Here is a 21493-nt window from a genome sequence, read left to right as displayed (position 1 = left end):
CCGCTCCTCAGATGTCGATCGCCGACTGGTCAACTCGGGACGAGGACTCCACGAGCCACGCCCGCCGCGGCTCGACCTTCTCCCCCATCAACAATTCCAACGCCGTCTCGGCGGCTTCCGCGTCGTCCAGGGTGATCCGCCGGACCGAGCGGCTGGCCGGGTTCATCGTGGTGTCCCACAATTCCTCGGCATCCATCTCGCCAAGGCCCTTGAATCGCGGCACCGGCTTGACGATCTGCTTGCCGGCCTTCTCCAGCCGCGCCACCGTCGTTTCCATCTGACGCTCGCTGAACGTGAAATGGGTCTCCGGATTGCGGCCCTTCGTGACCACCTTGTGCAACGGCGGCATCGCCGCGAAAAGCCTGCCGGCCTCGATCACCGGCCGCATGTAGCGGGCGAACAAGGTGATCAGCAGGGTTCGAATATGCGATCCGTCCACGTCCGCGTCGGCCATCAGAATGACTCTGCCGTAGCGCATCGTGGACAAATCGAACGTGCGGCCCGAACCGGAACCGAGCACCTGCACGATCGACGCGATCTCGGCGTTCCGCAGCGTGTCCGCCAGGCTCGCCTTCTGCACGTTGAGAATCTTTCCGCGCAATGGCAGCAGCGCCTGGTACTCCGACATTCGCGCCATTCTCGCGCTGTTGTGCACGAACACCCCGGCTTCGAGCGCAAAGTTATGATAATGCTCAACGGTGAGATCGTATACGTCTGCGGTCTCGTCGAGCAGCTCTACCGAGGCGACCTTGTGGTTGACCTGGGACACCGCCTCGCGCAGACGCCCAAAGTCGCCGTCGTAAGAGTCGAGTACACGGTCGAACCTCAGCCCGGTCCGCGCCGATCGCAGCCGGTCGGACTCGTACGCTTCGCGCAGCGAATCATCAGACAGCGTCAGCATCCCAGACATGCGCTTCAGCGCGGCGATACGGCGACCGTCGTTCTGCTTCGCGACGCGTTCCTCACGGGACACGCACTCGACATACCGCCTGCGGCCGGCTTGAGCCTTGGCCAAGTGATCACAGGTTGGATCAAGCATTCGAATCTTCATTCGGACAGAATGTCGCTCGCCGAAGTCAGGGTTGGCTTGGTGCCACGCTTCGACAGCGTTACGCTGACGCTCACGCTGCGCGGGATCAACGAACTGCTGGACGGTAGCAGCCGAACGCCACGACAACAGATCTTCATCCTGCCACTGAAGTTGAGACCGCTCACTCCATTCTGCGCGACGTCCCGGCTTGGCGAAGAAGATGCGCACACGCTCGGCCGCCGCTGCACGGTGCCGAGGATCCGCCCAGTACTCCGCCTGCAGTTTTCGCATGCGTTCGACGTACGTCGCCTTCTGCTCGTCACTGAGTCCGGCATACCAATCTTGAAAACCAATCTCAATTCGCTCTCTAAACTTTGGATCCGCATTAAGTGCAGCTAGCCTCGCAAGGCAAGCCTCACGGAAGGCGGGGTCCTTCCATTGCGCGGAGAGCATCGCCGACTTCAGTTCGAGGCCACCGCGATCAAGCCAGGCGCGATAGCCTTCACGAACGTGTTCACCCATCATGGACGCATGTAGCGCAGCGTGGTCATTCCACGTCATACGCTTAATATTGCGCGGATCATTGTTGCGCTTATCAATATCGACGTGATGACGTACAGTACCGTTTTCGGCATTGTCGAAGCCGTGCCTGAGATTGTACGCATCCGCGAGGTAGTGGGTGTAGACCCATTCCTCCCGGTCGTTCATCCATACACGCTCGTACCCGTCCAAATTGTCCCCAGCTGACTTGGACGAAGCTGACCGGTAAAGCGGCATCAATGAATCGTCAGGCCTCAGTTCGTCGGCACGGCGATACGAACCGTTGCGGAGCCGGAATCGGTGATCTGGCGTGCACCGAACCGATTCTCCATTGTCGAGGGTAACTCGAATCAACCGCGCGCCACGTTTCGTTAGCCTCGGATGCACAAGTGGCACAACCACGACTCGGCCGGCCTTGTTCGTCGTGTATCCAAAATGCGCTACACCGGCTTCCCAGTCCGCTGCCAGATCCGCGAACGAGCGGCTTCTGCCAGACGCCAACGCCACCATCGTGTCGCCAGTAAAGCAACCAAGCGCGCTGTCCCCCTCGACCAGGAACAGCTCGCTGCGGTTGATCCCGGTGGCCCGGCAGTCGACCAGCTTGGCCGGCATGGCCGCGCCCTCCAGCGCGGTCTTGCGACGCGCGGCCTCCTTCTGCTGCTTCTGGGCCAGCCGCACGCGCGCGGCGTCGACCACCTTCTGCAGCACGATCTTGGCCTCGGACTTGGTCTTGCGCGCCTCGGTCCACTCCTTCACGTGGCGCTCGACGATGCTTTGGATGACCTTGGTGATGCCGCTGGTGGACAGCTCGTCCTTGGTCTGCGAGGTGAACTGCGGCTCCGGAATCCGCACGTGCACGACCGCGGTCAAGCCCTCCTGGGCGTCGTCCAGGGTCGGCATGTCCTCCTTGGGCTTGAGCAGCCCGCGCACCTTGGAAATGGCCTCCTGCAACGATTTCAGCAGCGCGCGGTCGAAACCCTTGCGGTGCGTGCCGCCGTGCATGTTCCTGATCGTGTTGGTGAAGCACTCCACCGTGCGCTCGTAGCCGGTGCCCCAGCGCAGCGCGATCTCGACCTCCGCGCGGCGCTCCACCTTGGACCGCATCACACCGTTCTCGTCGGCCGCGTTCTCCCGGTAGGTGCCCTCTCCGGTGATCACGATCGTGCCGGTGACCGCCTTGTCGCTGGCCGGCGTGAGGAACTCGACCATGTCCGACAGGCCGTTCGGGAAGTGGAAGTTCTCCTCTTCGATCGCGCCATCGGTGGCGTTGCGCAGCACATAACTGACACCCGGCACGAGGAACGCGGTGTTGCGCAGCTTCGCCCGCACCTGCTCCACGTCCAGCACCGCGCCGTTCTCGAAGTACCGCGCGTCGTACCAGTAGCGGATGGACGTCCCGGTGGACGAGCCGCGCTTCATCTTGCCGACCATCCGCAGGCCCGGCCGCTTGGTGAACTTCGCCTTCGGGCCGGCACCGTCGAACTCGCCGGGCACGCCGTGCGCGAACGACATCTCATGAACCTTGCCGTCGTTCCGGACCGTCACGTCGAACCGGTGCGACAGCGCGTTCACCGCGGAGGCGCCGACGCCGTGCAGGCCGCCGGAGGTCTTGTACCCGGAGCCGCCGAACTTGCCGCCGGCGTGCAATCGAGTCAGCACCAGTTCGACACCGGACAGACCGGACTTGGCATGCACCCCCGTGGGGATGCCGCGCCCGTCGTCGTCCACCTGGACACTGCCGTCCGCGTGCAGCGTCACCACGATCTTGCCGGCGTACCCGGCCACACCCTCGTCCGTCGAGTTGTCCACGATCTCGTTGAACAGGTGGTTGATGCCGCGGCTGCCGGTCGACCCGATGTACATGCCCGGCCGCTTGCGCACCGCCTCGAGCCCTTCGAGGTGCGTCAGGTCGTCGGCGCCGTAGAACGTCTCCGCAGTCACCCGATGAGGGTATCGGCGAGGACCCACCGATCTGTGGACCCTCGCCGCGATCCGTTGCGACAGAAAGAGATGTCCCTGCCATCAGACGGGTGCACCGGCTGCCCGATCGTGTGGATTGGGCGCCCGACGATTGGCCGTGCGGCCGCCGCCTGGTTACGTCGAGGGAGTCGGTCGAATCCGCGTTGTCGGAGGTCAGGCATGCCGCCGTTCGAACTGCCCGAGTTCTACATGCCCTATCCGCCGCGGTTGAACCCGAACCTGGAAGGGGCCCGCGAGCACAGCAGGGCGTGGGCGCGCGAGAGGGAGATGGTCGACGTGCCGCAGGGGGGCACGCTGATCTGGACCGCGGAGGATCTCGACGCGCACGACTACGCCCTGCTGTGCGCCTACACCCACCCGGACGCCGACGGGCCCATGCTCGACCTGATCACCGACTGGTACGTGTGGGTGTTCTACTTCGATGACCACTTCGTCGAGTTGTACAAGCGCGCCCCCGATCTGGACGGCGCGCGCACCTATCTCGACCGGCTGCCCGCGTTCATGCCGGTGGACGGCGAGATCACCGAGGAGCCGACCAACCCGGTGGAGGCCGGCCTGGCCGACCTGTGGCAGCGCACGGTGCCGGCCAGGTCGGCGGAATGGCGGCGGCGGTTCGCCGAGAACACCAAGCACCTGCTCGACGAGTCGCTGTGGGAGCTGGCCAACATCAGCGAGAACCGGCTGTCCAACCCGATCGAGTACATCGAGATGCGGCGCAAGGTGGGTGGCGCGCCGTGGTCGGCCAACCTCGTGGAACACGCGGCCGACGCCGAGGTGCCGGCCCGGATCGCCGCGACCAGGCCGATGGAGGTGCTGCGCGACACGTTCGCCGACGCCGTGCACCTGCGCAACGACCTGTTCTCCTACGAGCGCGAGGTGGCCGACGAGGGCGAGCTGTCCAACGGCGTGCTGGTGTTCGAGAGGTTCCTGGACCTCTCGACGCAGGAGGCGGCCGACGCGGTCAACGACCTGCTCACCTCGCGCCTGCACCAGTTCGAGCACACCGCGCTGACCGAGGTGCCGCCGCTGCTCGACGAGCACGCCGTCGACCCGGCCGGACGCGCCGCCGTACTCGCCTACGTGAAGGGCCTGCAGGACTGGCAGTCCGGCGGGCAGGAGTGGCACATGCGGTCCAGCCGCTACATGAACGGCGGCGGTGTGGACGATCCCGTTCTCGGTGGCCCGACCGGGCTCGGCACGACCGGCGCGCAGATCGCCCGGTCGCTGATTTCCACCGCGCCGCAACGATTTCGCGCGTTCAGTCATGTCCCGTACGAGTCTGTCGGAGCGATCACCGTCCCCGAGACGTACATGCCGTTCGAGGTGTCGCTGAGCCCGCACCTGGACGGCGCGCGGGAGCGCCTCGTGGAGTGGGCGCGCGGGATCGGCATGTACGAGGAGGGCGTGTGGGACGAGCGCCGGCTCCGGCTGACCGACCTCCCGCTGTGCTCCGCCGGACTGGACCCGGATGCCACCGAGGAGGAACTGGACCTGTCCTCGGCGTGGCTCACCTGGGGCACCTATGGCGACGACCTGTACCCGATGGTGTTCGGCCGGTTGGGTGACCTGGCCGGCGCGAAGGTGCTCACCGAACGCCTCAAGGCGATCATGCGGGCCGACGCGCCGACCGGGTCGAGCGCACTGGAACGCGGGCTCGCCGACCTGTGGGCGCGCACCTCCGCGCCCATGTCGGACGACGCGCACGACACGTTCCGCCGTGCCGTCGAGGTCATGTTGGACAGCTGGCTGTGGGAGCTGGTCAACCAGCGGCAGAACCGGATCCCGGATCCGGTCGACTACGTCGAGATGCGCCGCAAGACATTCGGCGCGGACATGACGATGAGCCTGGCCCGGCTGCGGCACGCGGACGCCGTGCCGACGGAGATCCTGCGCACGCGGACCGTCCAGGACTTCGAGAACTCGGCGATCGACTACGCCTGCCTGCTCAACGACCTGTTCTCCTACCGCAAGGAGATCGAGTACGAAGGCGAGGTGCACAACTCCGTGCTCGTGGTGCGCAACTTCCTCGGCTGCGACACCGAGCGGGCCTTCGAGATCGTCAACGACCTGCTGACCGCGCGGATGAAGCAGTACGAGCACGCGGTCGCCGAACTGCCGGCGCTGTGCGACACCTACGGGCTCAACGAGGACGGTCGCGCCGCACTCACCCGGTACGCCGGCGAGTTGCGGGACTGGATGGCCGGAATTCTCCACTGGCACGAGAACTGCCCGCGCTACCAGGAGGCGGAACTCCGTCGTGGTCAGGTCGCGGAGTCAGGGCAGGTGCCGAGGACCCGATCGCACGCTCCGTCGGGCCTCGGCACCTCCGCCGCCCGCCTGTTCGCCGTGGTGGGTCGGTGACCGGAGTCAGGAAACGCACGTCTTCGCCGGCACGCTGGCCGACGATCTGCGGCTGGCCCGGCCGGAGGCGAGCGACGGCGATCTTCGCGCCGCGCTCGCCGAGATGGGCGCGCTGACCTGGGCGGACGCGTTGGCCGACAGTCTGGAGACCCAGGTCGGACACGGCGCGCACCCGCTCACCGCCCAGCAGGCGCAGCAGCTCGCGCTGGCCCGCCTGCTGTTGGCCGACACCCCGGTCGTGATCTTGGACGAGGCGACGGCGGACGCGCGCGCACGCTCGAGCAGGCGGTCCGGCAGGTGCTGCGCGGGCGCACCGCGCTGGTCGTCGCGCACCGGTTGTCGCAGGCGGCGACGGCGGACCGGATCGCGGTCATGGACGGCGGGCGGATCGTCGAGATCGGCACGCACCAGGAGTTGCTGACCTCCGGCGGCCACTACGCCGAGCTGTGGTCGGCCTGGTCGGCGACGCGCGCTAAGGCGTGACGCCGGCCAGCACGGCGGTCACCGTCCGGCGGACGGCCTCGGCGTCGGGCGGGGTGCCGTTCCGGTCGGCGAACAGCAGGTGCGCGGACCCGATCAGGGTGGGTGCCAGCATGTCGACCTCGGCATCCTGCGTGATCCGGCCGAGGTCCCGCTCGGCGGTGAGGTAGCCGGCGATCATCAGCACGGCTTCGGTGAGCACCGGCACGCCGGCCGGCCAGTCCTGCCGCAGCCGGGCGCGCAGCTCGTCCCGGAACGTCACCAGCGGGACGATCGCGACGGCGACCGATCCGAATACGGCGGTCAGCGCGTCGGCCACGTTGTCCACGACCGTGCCGGCGCCCGCGGACTCGCGCAGCGCGACGGCGCGCGGGGCGAGCTGGTCGACGCGGTCCAGCACGAACTCGGCGAGGAACGCGTCGAAGTCCTCGAAGTGCCGGTGCAGCACGCCCTTGGCGCAGCCCGCCTCGGTGGTGACGGCACGGCTGGTCAGCGCGCTCGGCCCGTCCCGCAGCAGGACTCGCTCGGCGGCATCGAAGAGCTGTTTGCGCACGTCACGGAGGTGCACGCCGGTCGGCACTGAACTCCCTTCCCGGAGTGGGCACTCGCCCACTATGGTGGGCGCATGCCCACTCTACCGCCCGACCCCGAGCCGCACCGGCACCGAGACGTCGCCGAGTCGTTCGGCACCGACGCGGCCCGCTACGACCGGGCCCGCCCCCGCTACCCGTCGGCCCTGATCGACCGGATCGTCGCCGCCAGTCCCGGCACCGACGTGCTGGACGTCGGCTGCGGAACGGGGATCGCGGCCCGCCAGTTCCGCGCCGCCGGGTGCACCGTGCTCGGCGTCGAGCCGGACGCGCGCATGGCCGAGTTCGCGCGCCGCGACGGGCTCGACGTCGAGGTGGCCACGTTCGAGGACTGGGACAGCGCCGGCCGCACCTTCGACGCGGTCGTCGCCGGCCAGGCCTGGCACTGGGTCGACCCCGCGGCCGGCGCCGCGAAGGCGGCCGGCGTGCTGCGCCCCGGCGGCCTGCTGTCGGTGTTCTGGCACGTGTTCGATCCGCCCGCCGAGGTGACCGACGCCTTCGCCGAGGCCTACCGGCGAGTGGAACCCGACACGCGGTTCGACCCCGGCGCGATCCGTGGCGCGGACGTCTACCAGGTGATGCTCACCCGAGCAGCCGACGCGATCGGCGACGTGGGCGGGTTCGACGCGCCGGACCAGTGGCGGTTCGAGTGGGAGCACGTCTACACCCGCGACGCCTGGCTGGACCAACTCCCCACATTCGGCCCGGCCACCCGGCTCCGCAAGGACAAGCTGGCCGTATTGCAGCAGGACGTCGGCGCCGCGATCGACGCCGTGGGCGGCAGCTTCACCATGCGCTACACCACCGCCGCGGTCGCCGCGACGCGCACAGCCTGATCCGCGTTTCCGTCACCCCGCGCCCATTCGCTGAGCGCCGTCCTCGATCGCGTCCCGAATCTTGCTGTACGTGCCGCACCGGCAGACGTTGCGGATGTTGTCCAGGTCCGCCTCGGTGATCTCCCGGCCCGCCCGCTTCGCCCGGTTCACCACGGCGACGGCCATCATGATCTGACCCGGCTGGCAGTAGCCGCACTGCGCGACATCGTGTTCCAGCCAGGCCTCCTGCATCGGGTGCAGGTCGCGCCCGACCGACCCGGCGAGCCCTTCGATGGTCGTCACCTCGTCGGTCGGTTTCAGCGCGCCGACCGGCACCGCACACGGGTTGAAGCCTCGGCCGTTGAAGTGCGACGTGCACGCCTTGCACACGTTGATCCCGCAGCCGTATTTCGGGCCGCGCACCCCGAGCACGTCGCGCAGCACCCAGAGCAGCCGCTCCTCGTCGGCGACGTCCACGGTTACCGACTTCCCGTTGAGCACGAAGGTGTGAGTGGGCATGTCGGTCTCCTCAGATCAGGTGCTCGAGGCCGTCGGTGGGCGAGGCGGGAACCGGCGGGACGAACGGCTTGGGTTCCCAGAACAGCGGATCCTTGTGGTTGATCGGGAAGTACTTCGGCAGCGCGCCGACCGCGCGGGTGTACGCGCACGCCACCGCGGAGAACGCCGCCGCCACACCGGCCTCACCGCCGCCACCCGGCGGGTTGTCCGACGGCATCACGAACACCTTCACGTCGCCCGGCACGTTCCACTGCCGGGTGTACGGGTAGTTGTCCCAGCTCGCCTCCAGGAAGTGCCCGTCCTCGAGGTGGCACGAGGCGGTCAGCGCGAGCGCGATGCCGTCCATGATCCCGCCGTGCATCTGCGCCTCCAGCCCGAGCGGGTTGACCGCCACGCCGGGGTCGATGGCGTACACCACCTTGGTCACCCTCGGCCCGCCGACGCCGTCCCGGATCGGCCGGTTCACCGTCTCCGGCCGGCAGTCGATCTCGACCAGACAGGCCGACGCGCCCTTGTACTCCTCGTGGATGGCCACGCCCTGCGCGGTGCCGGCCGGCATGGGCCGGCCCCACTTCCCTTCGGCCACGACCTTGTCCAGCACCCGGCGAACCCTCGGCTTGCGCAGGTGCTCGCGGCGGAACACCACCGGGTCCTTGCCCGTCTCCTTGGCCAGCTGGTCGATCACCAGCTCGCTGGCCGCGCGCACGTCCGGCGAGTAGATGTTGCGCACCGCGCTGGTGTTGAAGTGCTGGTTGCTCTCGGTCAGCGTCTGGGTCACAAGCCCGAAGTCGTACGGCACGAACTGGGTGAGCAGGAAGATCGCCTGGGACAGCGCGACATCGCCGAACGGGAGCCGCGCCGCGGTCGCGGTGATCACGTCGCCGAAGCCGTGCTTGAAGTCGGTCACCACGCTGGTGTGCCGCTGCTCGAAGCTCAGGATGTTGCCGGCGAGATGAGCCACCCGGATGCGCGAGGTGGCGATCGGGTGCTGGCGCCCCTGGCGCGGCTCGTCGGCCCGGTGCCACATCAGCCGCACCGGCGCGCCGCACGCCTTGGACACCCGCGCCGCCTCCAGTGCCCCGTCATGGAAGAGCTTGCGGCCGAACGAGCCGCCGCCCTCCACGACGTTGAACCTGACCTTGCTCATCGGCAGGCCGAGCTTCCCGGCGATCTCCTGGACGGCGACGACCGGGACCTTGGCCGACGCCCAGATCGTGGCCCGGTCCGCGCGCACGTCGGCGACCGCGCAGTTCGGCTCCAGCGGCGAGCCGCTGCGGAAGTAGAACGTGAAGTCGAAGTCCCGCACCTTGGTCAGCAGTGGCACCGAGGGCACCAGCAGCGGCAGTTCGGCGCGCTTCAGCTCGACCAGCACCGACTCGTCGGACGCGCTCGCCACCAGGCCCGCGTTCCAGTCCACCTTCAGCGCCCGGATCGCGTCGATGCACTGTCCGAAGGTCTTCGCCCGCACGGCGACACCGGTCGGCACGGTCACCACGTGCGTGACACCCGGCATCGCCTTCACCTCGGCGGCGTTGCGGATCGCGCGGACGGTGCCGTTGAGCGTCGGCGGGCGGCAGATCATCGCCGGCAGCGCGCCGGGGACGTCGAGGTCCATGGCGTACCGCTTGCGCCCGGTGATCGCGTCGCGGGCGTCCAGCCGGCGCTGCCGGGTGCCGATCACGGTGAAGTCGGAGGTGTCCTTGAGGGTCACCCGAATCGCCGTGGTGTCCACGCCGGCCGCCTTCTCGGCGAGTTCGCCGTAGGACAGCGTGCGACCGTCCGGCGCGATGATCTCGCCGGCCTTGCTGCGCAGTCGGTCGACCACCGAGCCGAGCTGGATCGCCGCCGCCCGCAGCAGCGCCTGCCGTGCGATCGCGGCGGCCACCCGAACCGGGGTGAACAGCACGAAGATGGACGCCGAGCCGCCGGTGATCTGGTTCATCAGCAGCTCGGGACGCGCCGGCGCGAGCGTGACGTGGACCTTCTCCACCGGCAGGTCCAGCTCTTCGGCGACGATCATCGCGAACGCGGTCTCGATGCCCTGGCCGACCTCCGCCCTGGGCAACTCGAACGACGCGGTGCCGTCCTTGTTCACCTGGACCTTGATCAGGCCTTGGGTGGGCAGCGCCGCGTCGCCCTGCGCGTCGGTCAGGTCGTAGATGTCGGCCGGCACCGCGACGGTCGGCAGCGCGGCCTCGGCGCTGGGGGTGTTGCCCAGCCCGATCTCGGCCGCGGCGACGACGGTGCTGCCGGCCAACAGGTAGCCGACGAAACTGCGCCGGCTGACCTGGCGCGGTGCTGTGGTGGGGTCGGCTGAGGGTTCGTCCGACATGGGAACTCCTCGGGCGGGAACGGGGACCGGAGCGGGGCACCAGGTGTGACCGCGCACACAGTCTCAGCCCGTTGCCCGTTCCCCGCCACCGGATGCGGCGAAGGCGCCCGGGGGCTGGCCGCACGCTGCCGGGATCGTGACGGCGGCGCTCGGCGGTCCGGTGCTCCTCGCGCTCGCGCTGATGTTCGTCGGGTTGTGCCACGGCAGCACCTGGTCCACGCCGTCGGAGGTGCTGGCCGCGATCGTCGGGCGGGGCGAGGAGACGTTCGTGATCATGCAGTGGCGGCTGCCGAGGGTGGCCGCCGCGCTGGTGTTCGGGCGCGGCGCTGGCACTGGCCGGCGCGGTGCTCCAGGGCCTGACCCGCAACCCCGCTCCGCAGCGCGGACGTGATCGGCCTGGACGCGGGCGCGCTCGTCGTGCTGACCGCGATCAACTCGTGGATCGTGCTGCGCGCCGAGTTGGAGGTGGCGATCGCCGCGACCGGGTGGAGCGCGGGCTCGCTGAACGGGCTCGACTGGTCGGACGTGCTGTTGCCGTTCGCGGTGATCCTCGTACTGGCCGCCGTCGGGTGCACGGCCACCGTCACCGCGGTCACCGGTCCGATCGTGTTCATCGCGCTCGCGGCGCCGCAAATCGGCCGGTGACTGGCCGGCTCGTCGAGGATTCCGCTGCTGCCGGCCGCCCTCACCGGCGCGGTGCTGCTGGCCACGGCCGATCTGCTCGCACAGCTTCTGCTGGCGCCGGTCGCGCTCCCGGTCGGCGTGATCACGACCGCGGTCGGCGGCTGCTACCTGCTGTAGCTGTTGATCAAGGAGCTGCGGGCACGGCCGGTGGCATGATCGCCACCACCTGTGGCACCGTGGTGGTGACTGGGGAGGTTCGACATGGGGTGGATCATCGCTGGAATCTTCGTTGCGTTGCTGCTCGTGGCGTGGGGTTTCGACCGCCGTTCACGCCGACTGGTGCCGGACCGGAAGCGGGGCAACCCGAGAGCGGTGACCGACCGGATCCTGGCGCGGCGGCAGGCCGACATCACCCGGGATTCCTATGGCCAGTGAAAGTCCGGCCGTACCCGAGACGGCCAGAATTCTCGATCTCGCACCGCATCCCGAGGGCGGCTGGTACCGGCAGACCTGGCGCAGCGACACGACCGTGCACCCGGCCGGCTATCCCGGCGAGCGCGCCGCCGCCACGGCGATCTACTTCCTGCTGTGTCCTGGCGAGCGTTCCCGCTGGCACGTCGTGCGCTCGGCCGAGTTGTGGCTGTGGCACGCCGGCGGCCCGCTGGTGCTCCAACTCGGCGGCGACGGTGATCAGCCGTCCGCCGAGCCGGACACAGTCGTGCTCGGGTCGGATCTCGCCGCAGGTCAGCGTCCGCAGGCGGTCGTGCCGCCGGGCACGTGGCAGTCGGCCCGTCCACTGAACGACTCCGAAGTACTCGTGAGCTGTGTCGTCTCCCCCGGCTTCGATTTCGCTGACTTCCGACTTCTGGACGATCCCTCTTTCGACTGACCGCGACGACGTTCGGCTGATTTTGCCTGGTCAGATTAGGGTGAAATGTATTAGGCCGAACAGGCATCACTGTCGGCCGGACTGTCCTCGTCGGTCTGGAACCGCGGCGCGATGATCACCGTGTCCCGCTCGGCGCCGGCGTCGGTCGCCGTGCGCAGCATCGAGTCGTAGTACTCGTCGGCGTTGCGACCGGTTCCGTGCACCACCACGACCGCACGGGTCACCGGCGCCCCACCGGTGAGCGAATGGTTGCCGTAGTACGGAAGCGTCGCCCCGGACGCCAGCGTCAGCCGCTCGACCTTCGGCTGCGCCCCGGCGGACGGGCGTCCACGACACCGGCCACCACCCCGGCGGCCACCAGGATCGCGACCAGCACCCCCAACACGACTCGACGCCTCATCGATTCCTCCCAGCGATCGACACGAGGCCGACGCTAGCCGCCGGCGGGCGGGACCCCTCCCGGTGTGAGGCCTCTTGGGTGGCAACCAGCATGCGGACGCCGTTGACGCCGCCGTGTCCGGTCGGGTCCGATGATCGCGTGCCTCGAAACGGACTGACCAGGCGACGCCACGTGGACTACGCGCTCGTGGGCGCCCAAGGGTGTCCGGTCCACCGCGACCAGGACCAGTCCACCAGCGAGGCGAGGAAACCATGCAGACCGCGACCCGATTCGTGCTCCGACTGAACATCGATCTTCCGTACACCCCGACGGTGGTCACCGCCGTCAACGAGATGCTCGGCGACGTCGCCGAGATGCCCGGCGTGATCGTGTCCACCCACGGCGACGCGCCCTGGGCAGCGGCGGCCATCCCGTCGCCCCGGCCCGCGCCGTTCGAGGGGCCGGGCGAACACCTGTACATCGATCCGGTGGCGCGCACGGTGCGCCGCGAGGGCGTGCCGATCGGCCTGACCCGCCTGGAGTTCGACCTGCTGTGGTTCCTCGCGGCGCGGCCGAACCGGGTGCAGCGGCGCGAGGCGGTGCTGGCCGAGGTGTGGGGCATCACCGCGCCGATCGTGAGCCGGACGCTGGACGTGCACATTCGCCGCCTGCGCAAGAAGCTCGGCCCGTACGGCGAGCTGATCACCACGGTGCGCGGGGTGGGCTACCGGTTCGACGGCAGAGACGAGGTGCGGCTCAATTCCGAACTGCCGGACGAGTGAGGTGCTTCCAGTTCGTCTCGGCACCGTTGCCCTGAAGAATCTTGTTCATCGCGTCGGCGTACGGGACGGGTCCGCATTCCGGTCTGCGGTCCTTGGCAGGTCAGTGGTGCTCAGATCGGTGCGGCCGACGATCACGGTGCGCTCGTTCCACGGCTCCATCTGCACGGTGCAGTGGCCGGCCGTGGCCACCACATTCGGCGCGAGCAGCACGCCGTCACAGGACTGGTGGTTAGGACAATTCGAATCGACAATAAGATTGCCCGGTTCCCGCGGTCAAGCCACGATTATCCCGAGTCAATTGTTAAACGGAATCCACGTCAGAATCGCGACTGGACCCAGCGCTCCAGTTCGTCGGGTTCGATCGGCAGCTCGGTCGACAGCACCTCGTTGCCTCCGCCGGTGACCAGCACGTTGTCCTCGATCCGGATGCCGATCCCGCGCAACTCCGGCGGCACGGTCAGGTCGTTCGGGTGGAAGTACAGGCCCGGCTCCACGGCCAGCACCATGCCCGCCTCGAGCGTCCCTTCGTGGTACATCTCGGCCGACGCGCGGGCGCAGTCGTGCACGTCGAGACCGACGAAATGTCCTACGCCGCAACAGATGTAGCGCCGGTGGTGCTGGTTGTGCAGCTCCAGCGCCTCGTCCACGGAGACCGGCAACAGGCCCCAATCGTGCAGGCCCTGAGCCAGCACGGGCATGGCCGCCTTGTGGAACGCGCGGTATTCCGCACCTGGCCGGACCGCGTCCAGCGCCGCACGGTGGGCGGTCAGCACCAGGTCGTAGACCTGCCGCTGCGCCTCGGTGTAGGCACCCGTCGTGGGCATCGTCCGGGTGATGTCGGCGGTGTAGAGGGTGTTCATCTCCACCCCGGCGTCGAGCAGCAGCAGCGCGTCCTCGGGCACCCGACCGTCGTTGCGCACCCAGTGCAGCACCGGCGCGTGCTCGCCGGCCCCGACGATCGAGGCGTACCCGACGCCGTTGCCCTCGGCGCGCGCCCTGCGGTCGAAGGTGCCCTCCAGCCACCGCTCGCCGCCGCCCTTGATCGCGGCCGGCAGCTCGCCCGCCACGTCGGCGAACCCGAGGATCGTGGCGTCGACCGCGGACCGCAGTTGGCCGATCTCCCAGTCGTCCTTGATCCGCCGCAACTCACCGAGCGTCTGGCGCAGCTCCACGTCCGGCCCGCCGGCCAGCGCGTCCAGCACCGGGTCCACGCCGGAGGTCGCGATGATCTCCGGGTCGCGGCCGCGCAGTGCCGAGGCCAGGTCCTCGATCGGCCGGCAGGTCAGTCCGAGCGCGGCGCTCCACTCACGCAGTCCGGGCACCGGCCCGACCCACAGCTCGCCGTCGCGCGCACTGGCGAAGAAGTCGACCTCGTCCGGACCGGCGGGCTCGCGCATGAACAACTCGGCGTCGCCGTCCGGCCCCAACACCAGCACCGCGCCCTCGGCGCTCGATCCGGTGAGCCAGGAGAAGTCGCTGTCCGGCCGGAAGCCGTAGTCGGTGTCGTTGGAACGCACCGGCGCCCACCCGGAGGCGACCGCGATTCGCCTGCCGGGCAAGGCTTCCACGAGCCGCCGCCGGTGGTCGGCCGCGGCGGACGCGGCGCCGTCGGTCAGCTGGACCCCACGGTCGGCGTCTCCCCAGTTCCCCTTGATGTATTCGCGAAACCCTGGCGCCTCAGTGAGCTTGTACGGATCGCGCCGAGCAGGGCGGGCCATGCGGAATCTCCCTCCAGTGTTCAATAAAGTGAACGCTATGGTCTGGACAACCCGCCAGTCAACCCGAAAGGGCGTCCAGCAACCAGGTGTGCGTGACACCCATCGGCGCCTGCTCGCCGGTGACCTCACCGACAAGATGCCAGTAGCGGCGCATCCGCGGCCCGCGATCGGCGGCGGTGCGGACGGTCAACTCCCGCCGAAACTCCGGTGTGTCACCGGTTTTCAGCGCGGCTGCGTGCGCCGCGACGAACCGGTCCAGCGCGGGCCCGCCCGCCGGTGGCGCGCCGGCCGCCACCAGCGGCAGCGCCAGCTCGCACGCCGCCCCGACCGCCGCGTGCAGCGCACCCAGGTCGGCGATCCGCTCCCGGTTGACCAGCGTGCTGGCCCGCAGATCGGTGGCCAAAGTCTTGTCGGCGACCAGCACCACGAGTTCGGCGTAGGCGACCACCTGCGCGGCACTGGGCTGCTCGGGCGGTCGCGGCGCGCTGATGTCGAGGAACATCCGCACCGTGTCGGACGGGATCGGGCCGGCGGTCATCGGACGCCAGAAGCGGATCAGCGCGTCGTGCGCCGCGTCGCCGTCCCCGACCGCGGCGAGCAGATCGAGCCGGGCGGCACGGTCGGCCGGCGGTGTCTCCTCGACGGCGCGGAGCGCGGCGCGGCGCCAGGCCAGCCGCGCGAGATCGGCGTCCAACGCGGCACGCTCGGCCGCCACGGCGTCGGCGAGCGGTAGCTGCTCGGCCACCACGTCGGTGATCGCGCGCAGCCCGAGCCCCAGCCGGCGCAGCCGCCGGATCAGGTTCAGCCGGTCCATCGCGGCACCGTCGAACCGGCGGTGCCCTCCCGCGCTGCGCACCGGCTCCAGCAGGCCCTCGTCGCAGTAGAAGCGGATCGTGCGGACCGGGACGCCCGTGTGCCGTGCCAGGTCGCCGATGCCGAACGTGTTCCCGATCACCATCGGTTGAACCTCCAGCCGAGTGGAACTTCTACGTTAAGGCCATGGAGATCACACGACTCGCCGAGGGGCTGCGCGAGCACACGGCGGGCCTCGCCGATGCCGCGGCCACCGCGGATCCGAATACGCCGGTACCCACCTGTCCCAAGTGGACACTGCGGGTGCTGGTCGGGCACGTCGGCCAGGCGCAACGCTGGGCGCGGAGCATCATCGAGTCCGGGCCGAGCGCGGTGCCCGATCCGTTCGACGCGGACCCCGGCGAGCCGAGCACGTGGTCGGACTGGCTGCGGGACAGCGCAGACGGGCTCGCGGAGACCGTGCTCGCCGCGGGCGACCGTCCCGTGTGGACGTTCTTCGGGGAGCAGCCGGCCAGGTACTGGCTGCGCAGGATGCTGCACGACACCGCGGTGCACCACGCGGACGCGGCACTCACCGCCGGTGCGCCCGTCACGGTGGCGCCGGACCTGGCCGCCGACGGGATCGACGAGCTGCTCGAGCTGCTGTCCCATCCGCTCACGCCGACGCTGCGGCCGGATCTGGCCGTGCTGAAGGGAACCGGCCAGACGCTGCGGCTGGCCGCCGACGCGAGCTGGCTGATCACCCGCACTCCGGACGGCGTGCGCTGGAGCCGGTCTGACGGCCCGGCAGACGTGACCGTGCGCGGGCCGGCCGGCGATCTGCTGCTCGTGCTGACCCGTCGCCAGTCCGTCGACCGGGTCACGGTCGAGGGTGACCAGGCGCTGCTCGACCATTGGCTGGCGCACCTGACGCTGTAACCCCGGGTTCGCTACCACTCGCCGTGGACGATCTCGCCGGCGACGACGGTGGTGCGCACGTCGAGGTCGCCGATCGCGCTCACGTCCACCGTGGTCGGATCGGCGCTCAGCACCACGAAATCGGCGTGCTTGCCGGACTCGATGCTGCCGAGCGAGTCCTCCAGATGACACGCGTGCGCGCCCTCGATGGTGAACGCCCGCAACGCGTCCGCCACGGTGACACTCTCGTCCGGGCCGAGCGACAGGCCGGACTCGGTGCGCCGCTCGACCATGAACTGGATCGACCGCAGCGGCGCGCCGACTGTGACCGGGCGGTCGGAACTGCCGACCAGCCGGACGCCGTGATCGAGGAAGCCCCGCCCCCGGTAGAGCCACGGCGCGCGTCGCGGTCCCATGATCGAGGCGTAATCGTCGCCGAGGTACCACAGGAAGTTCGGCTGAACCACGGCCGTCACGCCCAGCTCGGCGAACCGCGGTAGCTGATCCGGGCGCACCAGTCCGGCGTGCTCGATCCGGTGCCGATGCGGGCGTGGCTGGGCGGTGATCGCGGCGTCGAGCGCGTCCAGTGCCACGTCCACGGCACGGTCGCCGATCGCGTGCACGGCGAGCTGCCAGCCGGCCCGGTGCGCGTCCACGACGACGTGCTCGATCTCGCGAAGATCGGCGAACAACTCCCCCGTGTTGTCCGGCGCGCCGGCCGGATCGACGTACGGCTCGGTGAGCGCGGCCGTCCTCGGCATCATGCCGCCGTCGGTGAACACCTTCAGCGCGCCGATCGTCAGCCGATCACCGCCGAAACCGGTGCGCAGCCCCAAATCCAGCGCACGCGGGACACCGTCGGACGGGTGCGCCGCCGCGTCTCGCAACTGGTCCGCCGCGATCATCAGCTGCACCCGAACCGGGAGCACGCCGCGTTCCAGCGCGGTCTGGTACACGGTCAGCTCGATCGGGCTGTGGCTGATCAACCCGCCGCCGATGCCCGCCTCGGCGCACGTGGTGACACCTTCGGACACACACGTCCGTGCGGCCGATCCAATCGCGTCGATCAGCTCCTCGACCGCGTAGGGCTGGCGCAGCCGGCGCACGGCGGCCATGCCCCGCTCGGTGAGCACGCCGTCCTGGTGCGTCGTACCCGCCGGCAGCATGGCCAGCACGTCGCTGTTGACCACGCACGCGTGGCCGGAATCGTGCACCACGAACACTTTCCGGCCGGCGCTCACCGTGTCGAGCTCAGCGGCGGTGAGGTGCCGGCCGAGCGATCGCTGGTCGTATCCGAGGACGTCGACCCACTCCCCGAACGGCCGTTCCGTAACGGCTGATCCGATCGTGGCGAGCACGTCGTCCACGCGCTCCGACGGCGCGATGCTGACGCCGCCGGCACGCAGCCCGGCCCATGCCAGGTGCACGTGCGCGTCGACGAACCCGGGCAGCACGGTGGCGCCGCGCAGGTCGACCGTGTCGCGCGCCGGGAGCCCCGCGATCTCCTCGTCCACGCCGACGATCCGCCCGCGCCACAAGCCGACCTCGCGAGCGCGCGGCCGGCCCTCGGCCATGGTGATCACATTGGCGTTGACGATCCGCAGGTCCAGCATGGACCGAACCTAGCCGCGTGCCGCGCTGACCATCGCGGGAATGGTGACCGGCCGTTCTGCGGCCGAGTCCGCGACCGAATCGGTGATCGAGTCGAGAATCTCCGCGGCGCGCACCGCCACGTTGGACAGCAGCGACGAGGTGATCCCGTGCGTGTGCTCGGTGCCGCCCTGCAGGTACACGCCGGCGCCGAGTTCCGGCGCGGTCCGCACCCGGTAGTCGCGGTCCACCCGCAGCCGGTCCGCGTCGTCGCGCAGGCACAGCTCACCGAGGTCGCCGAGCACGGGCAGCGGGTCGGCCGGGGAGTAGCCGGTGGCGTACACGACGGCGTCGGCGGTCACGTCGAGGCGCTCGCCGGTGACCAGCGACTCGATTACCCCGCGCACACCGCCGTCGACCTCGGCCAAATCGGCCAGCCGCGAGGTGTTGTACAGCCGCAGCCGCTCGATTCCGAGCACCTTCTCCTGATAGACGCGCCGGTACAATTCCTCGATCAGATCGGCGTCGACCACCGAATAGTTCGTGTTGGCGTGATAGCCGACCAGGCGCTGCTTGAATTCCTCGGGCGAGGAGTAGAAATCGTCGACCGCGCCCGGGTCGAATATCCGGTTCGCGAACGGGCTGTCGTCGGCCGGGCTGTACCCGTACCGCGCGAACACCCCGCACACGTCGGCCGTGGGGAACGTCCGGTGCAGGTACGCGACCGCCTCGGCGGCACTCTGACCGGCGCCCACCACGATGAACCGGGACGGCTCGGTACCGGTCAGCTTCTCGGCGTTGGTGAGCAGATCACTGTTGTGCCACACCACATCCGAGGACCGCACGCCCTCCGGGAGCATCGGCCGCAGCCCGGTGCCGATCACCAGATTCCGCGCACGGTAGACCTCCGTCGCGCCGGCGGCACGCGCGTGCACGTCGAACATCTCCACCACGCCGTCGCGGCGGACCGGCTCGACGCCGACCACCTCGTGCTCGTAGGCCACGAGATCGTCCACCTGCGCGGCGGCCCATTCCAGATAGTCGTGGAACTCCACGCGCAGCGGGAACAGGCTCTTGTGGTTCACGAAGTCGACGAGCCGGCCGTGCGCCTGCAAATAGCACAGGAAGCTGAATCGGCTGGCCGGATCGCGCAACGTCACCAGGTCCTTGAGAAAGGACACCTGCATCGTCGCGTCGTCGATCAGCATTCCCCGGTGCCAGCCGAATGCGGCCTGACGCTCCAGGAAATGCGCGGTCACGGTATTTTCCGCACTCGCGTTGCGCTCGGTCAGCGCGATCGCGAGGGCCAGGTTCGACGGTCCGAAACCGACGCCCACCATGTCGTACACGGGTACGTCGTCGCGGTCGAACACCTCGGTCATTCCGGTCCCCTCGCTCAGCGTCCTTGCCGGGTCAACTTTTAGGGCAGCCTTGCCTAATTTCGTCTTTCCGGCCTGGACAGTCAACCGCCGAGCCTTATGGCCTACATCACCGGCCACCCGGCGGCTTGCACACTTAGGTAAGGCTTGCTTGACTCGTCAATGACTGTCAATCGTCCACAAGGAGGACACCCCGATGCGGGTCGTGATGTTCGGTTACCAGACCTGGGGTCACCGCACCCTGCGGGCTCTGTTGGAATCCGAGCACGAGGTCGCTCTCGTCGTCACCCACCCCAAGAGCGACCACGCCTACGAGAAGATCTGGAGCGACTCGGTCGCCGACCTCGCGACAGAGCACGGCGTCGAGGTGCTGATCCGCAACCGCCCGGACGACGAGGAGCTGCTGACCAGGCTGAAAGAGGTCGATCCGGACGTCATCGTGGCCACCAACTGGCGCACCTGGATCCCGCCGCAGATCTTCGACCTGCCCAAGCACGGCACCCTCAACGTGCACGACTCGCTGCTGCCCAAGTACGCCGGCTTCTCCCCGCTGATCTGGGCGCTGGTCAACGGCGAGAAGGAGGTCGGGGTCACAGCGCACATCATGAACGACGAACTCGACGCGGGTGACGTCGTGCTGCAGCGCGCGGTCCCGGTCGGCCCCAAGGACACCACGACCGACCTGTTCCACAAGACGCTCGAACTGTTCGGCCCGATCACCGTCGACGGGCTCGCCGAGATCGCCTCCGGCCGGACCGACTGGGCCAAGCAGGACCGCTCCCAGGCCAGCTTCTTCCACAAGCGCGCCGAGGAGGACATCCGGATCGACTGGACCTGGCCGGCCGAGGACCTCGAACTCCTGGTGCGGGCCCAGTCCTCGCCCTACCCCAGCGCGTTCACCTACCACCGGGGCAAGCGGCTGGAGATCGTGACCGCCGACGTGTCCGCCAACCGGTACGGCGGCACCCCCGGCCGGATCTTCTACCGGGAGGGTGACGGCGTCGCGATCGTGGCCGGCGCGGACGCTCGCCGCGGCCGCAACCACGCGCTGCTGGTCACCAGGGTGCGCACCGAGGACGGCCAGGAGTTCGCCGCGCAGGACTACTTCACCAACATGGGCGGCTACCTCACCAACCGGCCGTGAGCCGCCCGCGGATCCGCCGGGCCCGGGTGGGCGACGTCCGCCCGATCAAGGCGCTCGTCGATCTGTTCGCCGGAAAGGTGTTGCTCGGCAAGGACCTGGTCACGCTGTACGAGCACGTGCAGGAGTTCCGGGTCGCCGAGCTGGACGGCGAGATCGTCGGGTGCGGCGCGCTGCACGTGCTGTGGGAGGACCTCGCCGAGATCCGCACGGTGGCGGTGCACCCGAGCGTGCGCGGCGAGGGCACCGGGCACGCGATCGTGCGCGAGCTGATCGACACCGCGCGGCGGCTCGGCGTCCGGCGGATCTTCGTGCTCACCTTCGAGACGGAGTTCTTCGGGCGGCACGGCTTCGTGACGATCGACGGCACACCGGTGGCCGAGGAGGTCTACGAGGAGATCCGGCTGTCCGCGGACCAGGGCGTCGCGCAGTTCCTGGACCTGCCGTCGGTGCGGCCCAACACGCTGGGCAACACGCGGATGCTGCTGCGGCTCGGCGCGCCGGGCGTCGCGGCGGTCGCGGCACCTCGCCGCACCCTGGCCAGCGCGAAGTAAGCCTAGCCTTACAGGATGGGCGTTCAGTCGAGTAGAGTCCCGCGGGATGCGGAGTTGGCCGTGATCGGCGGGCTCGTCAG

18 protein-coding genes and 2 pseudogenes are annotated in these 21493 nt (G+C 69.3%); 10 read left to right on the top strand and 10 right to left on the bottom strand.

Annotated elements, in window-relative coordinates; translation table 11 throughout:
- Window positions 1-7 precede the first annotated feature (7 nt).
- Entirely contained in the window at window positions 8-3511 is a 3504-nt protein-coding gene (locus EV193_RS06155) for an ATP-binding protein (protein ID WP_130343034.1), read from the bottom strand.
- Window positions 3512-3709: 198 nt separating this feature from the next.
- Here EV193_RS06155 and EV193_RS06150 point away from each other — a divergent pair, with 198 nt between their 5' ends.
- Together EV193_RS06150 and EV193_RS33965 are read left to right on the top strand one after the other, a co-directional pair.
- Window positions 3710-5911, top strand: a complete 2202-nt coding sequence (locus EV193_RS06150; RefSeq protein WP_130343033.1) for a terpene synthase family protein — start codon at window positions 3710-3712, stop codon at window positions 5909-5911.
- Between the two features lie 4 nt (window positions 5912-5915).
- Window positions 5916-6394, top strand: a pseudogene (locus tag EV193_RS33965) (ABC transporter ATP-binding protein); the annotation flags it as partial.
- Here EV193_RS33965 and EV193_RS06140 read toward each other — a convergent pair.
- Entirely contained in the window at window positions 6384-6971 is a 588-nt protein-coding gene (locus EV193_RS06140) for a TetR/AcrR family transcriptional regulator (protein WP_130343032.1), read from the bottom strand. The pseudogene EV193_RS33965 and the gene EV193_RS06140 overlap by 11 nt on opposite strands.
- 45 nt (window positions 6972-7016) lie before the next feature.
- Here EV193_RS06140 and EV193_RS06135 point away from each other — a divergent pair, with 45 nt between their 5' ends.
- Window positions 7017-7817 carry a class I SAM-dependent methyltransferase gene (locus tag EV193_RS06135; protein WP_130343031.1) on the top strand — a complete coding sequence of 267 codons (801 nt, stop codon included), beginning with the start codon at window positions 7017-7019 and terminating at the stop codon, window positions 7815-7817.
- A 12-nt stretch (window positions 7818-7829) separates the two neighbouring features.
- Here EV193_RS06135 and EV193_RS06130 read toward each other — a convergent pair whose 3' ends face one another.
- Together EV193_RS06130 and EV193_RS06125 are read right to left on the bottom strand one after the other, a co-directional pair.
- Window positions 7830-8315: a (2Fe-2S)-binding protein gene (locus tag EV193_RS06130; RefSeq protein ID WP_130343030.1), complete on the bottom strand. Its 486-nt coding sequence runs from the start codon at window positions 8313-8315 to the stop codon at window positions 7830-7832.
- 10 nt (window positions 8316-8325) lie between these two features.
- Window positions 8326-10647: a molybdopterin cofactor-binding domain-containing protein gene (locus EV193_RS06125; RefSeq protein WP_130343029.1), complete on the bottom strand. Its 2322-nt coding sequence runs from the start codon at window positions 10645-10647 to the stop codon at window positions 8326-8328.
- 133 nt (window positions 10648-10780) lie between these two features.
- Here EV193_RS06125 and EV193_RS33680 point away from each other — a divergent pair.
- The 3 genes and pseudogenes from EV193_RS33680 (at window position 10781) to EV193_RS06115 (ending at window position 12160) form a co-directional block, all read left to right on the top strand.
- Window positions 10781-11448 (top strand): annotated as a pseudogene (locus EV193_RS33680) (iron chelate uptake ABC transporter family permease subunit).
- A gap of 84 nt (window positions 11449-11532) precedes the next feature.
- Window positions 11533-11706: a hypothetical protein gene (locus tag EV193_RS33170; protein ID WP_165401261.1), complete on the top strand. Its 174-nt coding sequence runs from the start codon at window positions 11533-11535 to the stop codon at window positions 11704-11706.
- A complete protein-coding gene (locus EV193_RS06115) occupies window positions 11696-12160 on the top strand; it encodes a cupin domain-containing protein (RefSeq protein WP_130343028.1) in 465 nt (154 codons plus the stop codon). The genes EV193_RS33170 and EV193_RS06115 overlap by 11 nt, the downstream gene beginning before the upstream one ends.
- 50 nt (window positions 12161-12210) lie before the next feature.
- On the opposite strand, the gene EV193_RS33165 is transcribed toward EV193_RS06115, so the two are convergent.
- Window positions 12211-12384, bottom strand: coding sequence for a hypothetical protein (locus EV193_RS33165; protein ID WP_165401260.1), 174 nt, complete (start codon window positions 12382-12384; stop codon window positions 12211-12213).
- Window positions 12385-12811: 427 nt separating this feature from the next.
- Here EV193_RS33165 and EV193_RS06110 point away from each other — a divergent pair, with 427 nt between their 5' ends.
- Window positions 12812-13321: a winged helix-turn-helix domain-containing protein gene (locus EV193_RS06110; RefSeq protein WP_130343027.1), complete on the top strand. Its 510-nt coding sequence runs from the start codon at window positions 12812-12814 to the stop codon at window positions 13319-13321.
- 45 nt (window positions 13322-13366) lie between these two features.
- On the opposite strand, the gene EV193_RS06105 is transcribed toward EV193_RS06110, so the two are convergent.
- The 3 genes from EV193_RS06105 to EV193_RS06095 form a co-directional block, all read right to left on the bottom strand.
- Window positions 13367-13531, bottom strand: coding sequence for a hypothetical protein (locus EV193_RS06105; RefSeq protein ID WP_165401259.1), 165 nt, complete (start codon window positions 13529-13531; stop codon window positions 13367-13369).
- 107 nt (window positions 13532-13638) lie between these two features.
- Window positions 13639-15039, bottom strand: coding sequence for an aminopeptidase P family protein (locus EV193_RS06100; RefSeq protein WP_130343025.1), 1401 nt, complete (start codon window positions 15037-15039; stop codon window positions 13639-13641).
- A 58-nt stretch (window positions 15040-15097) separates the two neighbouring features.
- The gene (locus EV193_RS06095) at window positions 15098-15997 is read right to left on the bottom strand and encodes a MerR family transcriptional regulator (protein ID WP_242613177.1); all 900 of its coding nucleotides are present in this window, start codon (window positions 15995-15997) and stop codon (window positions 15098-15100) included.
- 41 nt (window positions 15998-16038) lie between these two features.
- Between EV193_RS06095 and EV193_RS06090 the strand changes: the two genes are divergently transcribed.
- The gene (locus EV193_RS06090; protein WP_130343024.1) at window positions 16039-16770 is read left to right on the top strand and encodes a maleylpyruvate isomerase family mycothiol-dependent enzyme; all 732 of its coding nucleotides are present in this window, start codon (window positions 16039-16041) and stop codon (window positions 16768-16770) included.
- Between the two features lie 11 nt (window positions 16771-16781).
- Here EV193_RS06090 and EV193_RS06085 read toward each other — a convergent pair whose 3' ends face one another.
- Together EV193_RS06085 and EV193_RS06080 are read right to left on the bottom strand one after the other, a co-directional pair.
- Window positions 16782-18362, bottom strand: coding sequence for an amidohydrolase (locus EV193_RS06085; protein ID WP_130343023.1), 1581 nt, complete (start codon window positions 18360-18362; stop codon window positions 16782-16784).
- A gap of 9 nt (window positions 18363-18371) precedes the next feature.
- Window positions 18372-19721, bottom strand: coding sequence for a lysine N(6)-hydroxylase/L-ornithine N(5)-oxygenase family protein (locus tag EV193_RS06080; protein ID WP_130343022.1), 1350 nt, complete (start codon window positions 19719-19721; stop codon window positions 18372-18374).
- 193 nt (window positions 19722-19914) lie between these two features.
- Here EV193_RS06080 and EV193_RS06075 point away from each other — a divergent pair, with 193 nt between their 5' ends.
- Both EV193_RS06075 and EV193_RS06070 read left to right on the top strand, forming a co-directional pair.
- Window positions 19915-20862, top strand: coding sequence for a methionyl-tRNA formyltransferase (locus EV193_RS06075; protein ID WP_130343021.1), 948 nt, complete (start codon window positions 19915-19917; stop codon window positions 20860-20862).
- A complete protein-coding gene (locus tag EV193_RS06070) occupies window positions 20859-21413 on the top strand; it encodes an amino-acid N-acetyltransferase (RefSeq protein ID WP_130343020.1) in 555 nt (184 codons plus the stop codon). Before EV193_RS06075 ends, EV193_RS06070 begins: the two co-directional genes overlap by 4 nt.
- Window positions 21414-21493: the final 80 nt, after the last annotated feature.

This window comes from Herbihabitans rhizosphaerae (genome assembly GCF_004216555.1).
Taxonomy (GTDB): domain Bacteria; phylum Actinomycetota; class Actinomycetes; order Mycobacteriales; family Pseudonocardiaceae; genus Herbihabitans; species Herbihabitans rhizosphaerae.
The sequence above is the reverse complement of the archived record's forward strand: the minus strand, read 5'-3'. Positions and strand labels throughout refer to the sequence as shown.

What these genes read in the sequence shown, in the direction of transcription:
- EV193_RS06150 (WP_130343033.1), top strand. Translation starts at nt 3,710, where the DNA reads ATGCCGCCGTTCGAACTGCCCGAGTTCTACATGCCCTATCCGCCGCGG.
- EV193_RS06135 (WP_130343031.1), top strand. Translation starts at nt 7,017, where the DNA reads ATGCCCACTCTACCGCCCGACCCCGAGCCGCACCGGCACCGAGACGTC.
- EV193_RS06130 (WP_130343030.1), bottom strand. Translation starts at nt 8,315, where the DNA reads ATGCCCACTCACACCTTCGTGCTCAACGGGAAGTCGGTAACCGTGGAC.
- EV193_RS06125 (WP_130343029.1), bottom strand. Translation starts at nt 10,647, where the DNA reads ATGTCGGACGAACCCTCAGCCGACCCCACCACAGCACCGCGCCAGGTC.
- EV193_RS33170 (WP_165401261.1), top strand. Translation starts at nt 11,533, where the DNA reads ATGGGGTGGATCATCGCTGGAATCTTCGTTGCGTTGCTGCTCGTGGCG.
- EV193_RS06115 (WP_130343028.1), top strand. Translation starts at nt 11,696, where the DNA reads ATGGCCAGTGAAAGTCCGGCCGTACCCGAGACGGCCAGAATTCTCGAT.
- EV193_RS06110 (WP_130343027.1), top strand. Translation starts at nt 12,812, where the DNA reads ATGCAGACCGCGACCCGATTCGTGCTCCGACTGAACATCGATCTTCCG.
- EV193_RS06100 (WP_130343025.1), bottom strand. Translation starts at nt 15,039, where the DNA reads ATGGCCCGCCCTGCTCGGCGCGATCCGTACAAGCTCACTGAGGCGCCA.
- EV193_RS06095 (WP_242613177.1), bottom strand. Translation starts at nt 15,997, where the DNA reads ATGGTGATCGGGAACACGTTCGGCATCGGCGACCTGGCACGGCACACG.
- EV193_RS06090 (WP_130343024.1), top strand. Translation starts at nt 16,039, where the DNA reads ATGGAGATCACACGACTCGCCGAGGGGCTGCGCGAGCACACGGCGGGC.
- EV193_RS06085 (WP_130343023.1), bottom strand. Translation starts at nt 18,362, where the DNA reads ATGCTGGACCTGCGGATCGTCAACGCCAATGTGATCACCATGGCCGAG.
- EV193_RS06080 (WP_130343022.1), bottom strand. Translation starts at nt 19,721, where the DNA reads ATGACCGAGGTGTTCGACCGCGACGACGTACCCGTGTACGACATGGTG.
- EV193_RS06075 (WP_130343021.1), top strand. Translation starts at nt 19,915, where the DNA reads ATGCGGGTCGTGATGTTCGGTTACCAGACCTGGGGTCACCGCACCCTG.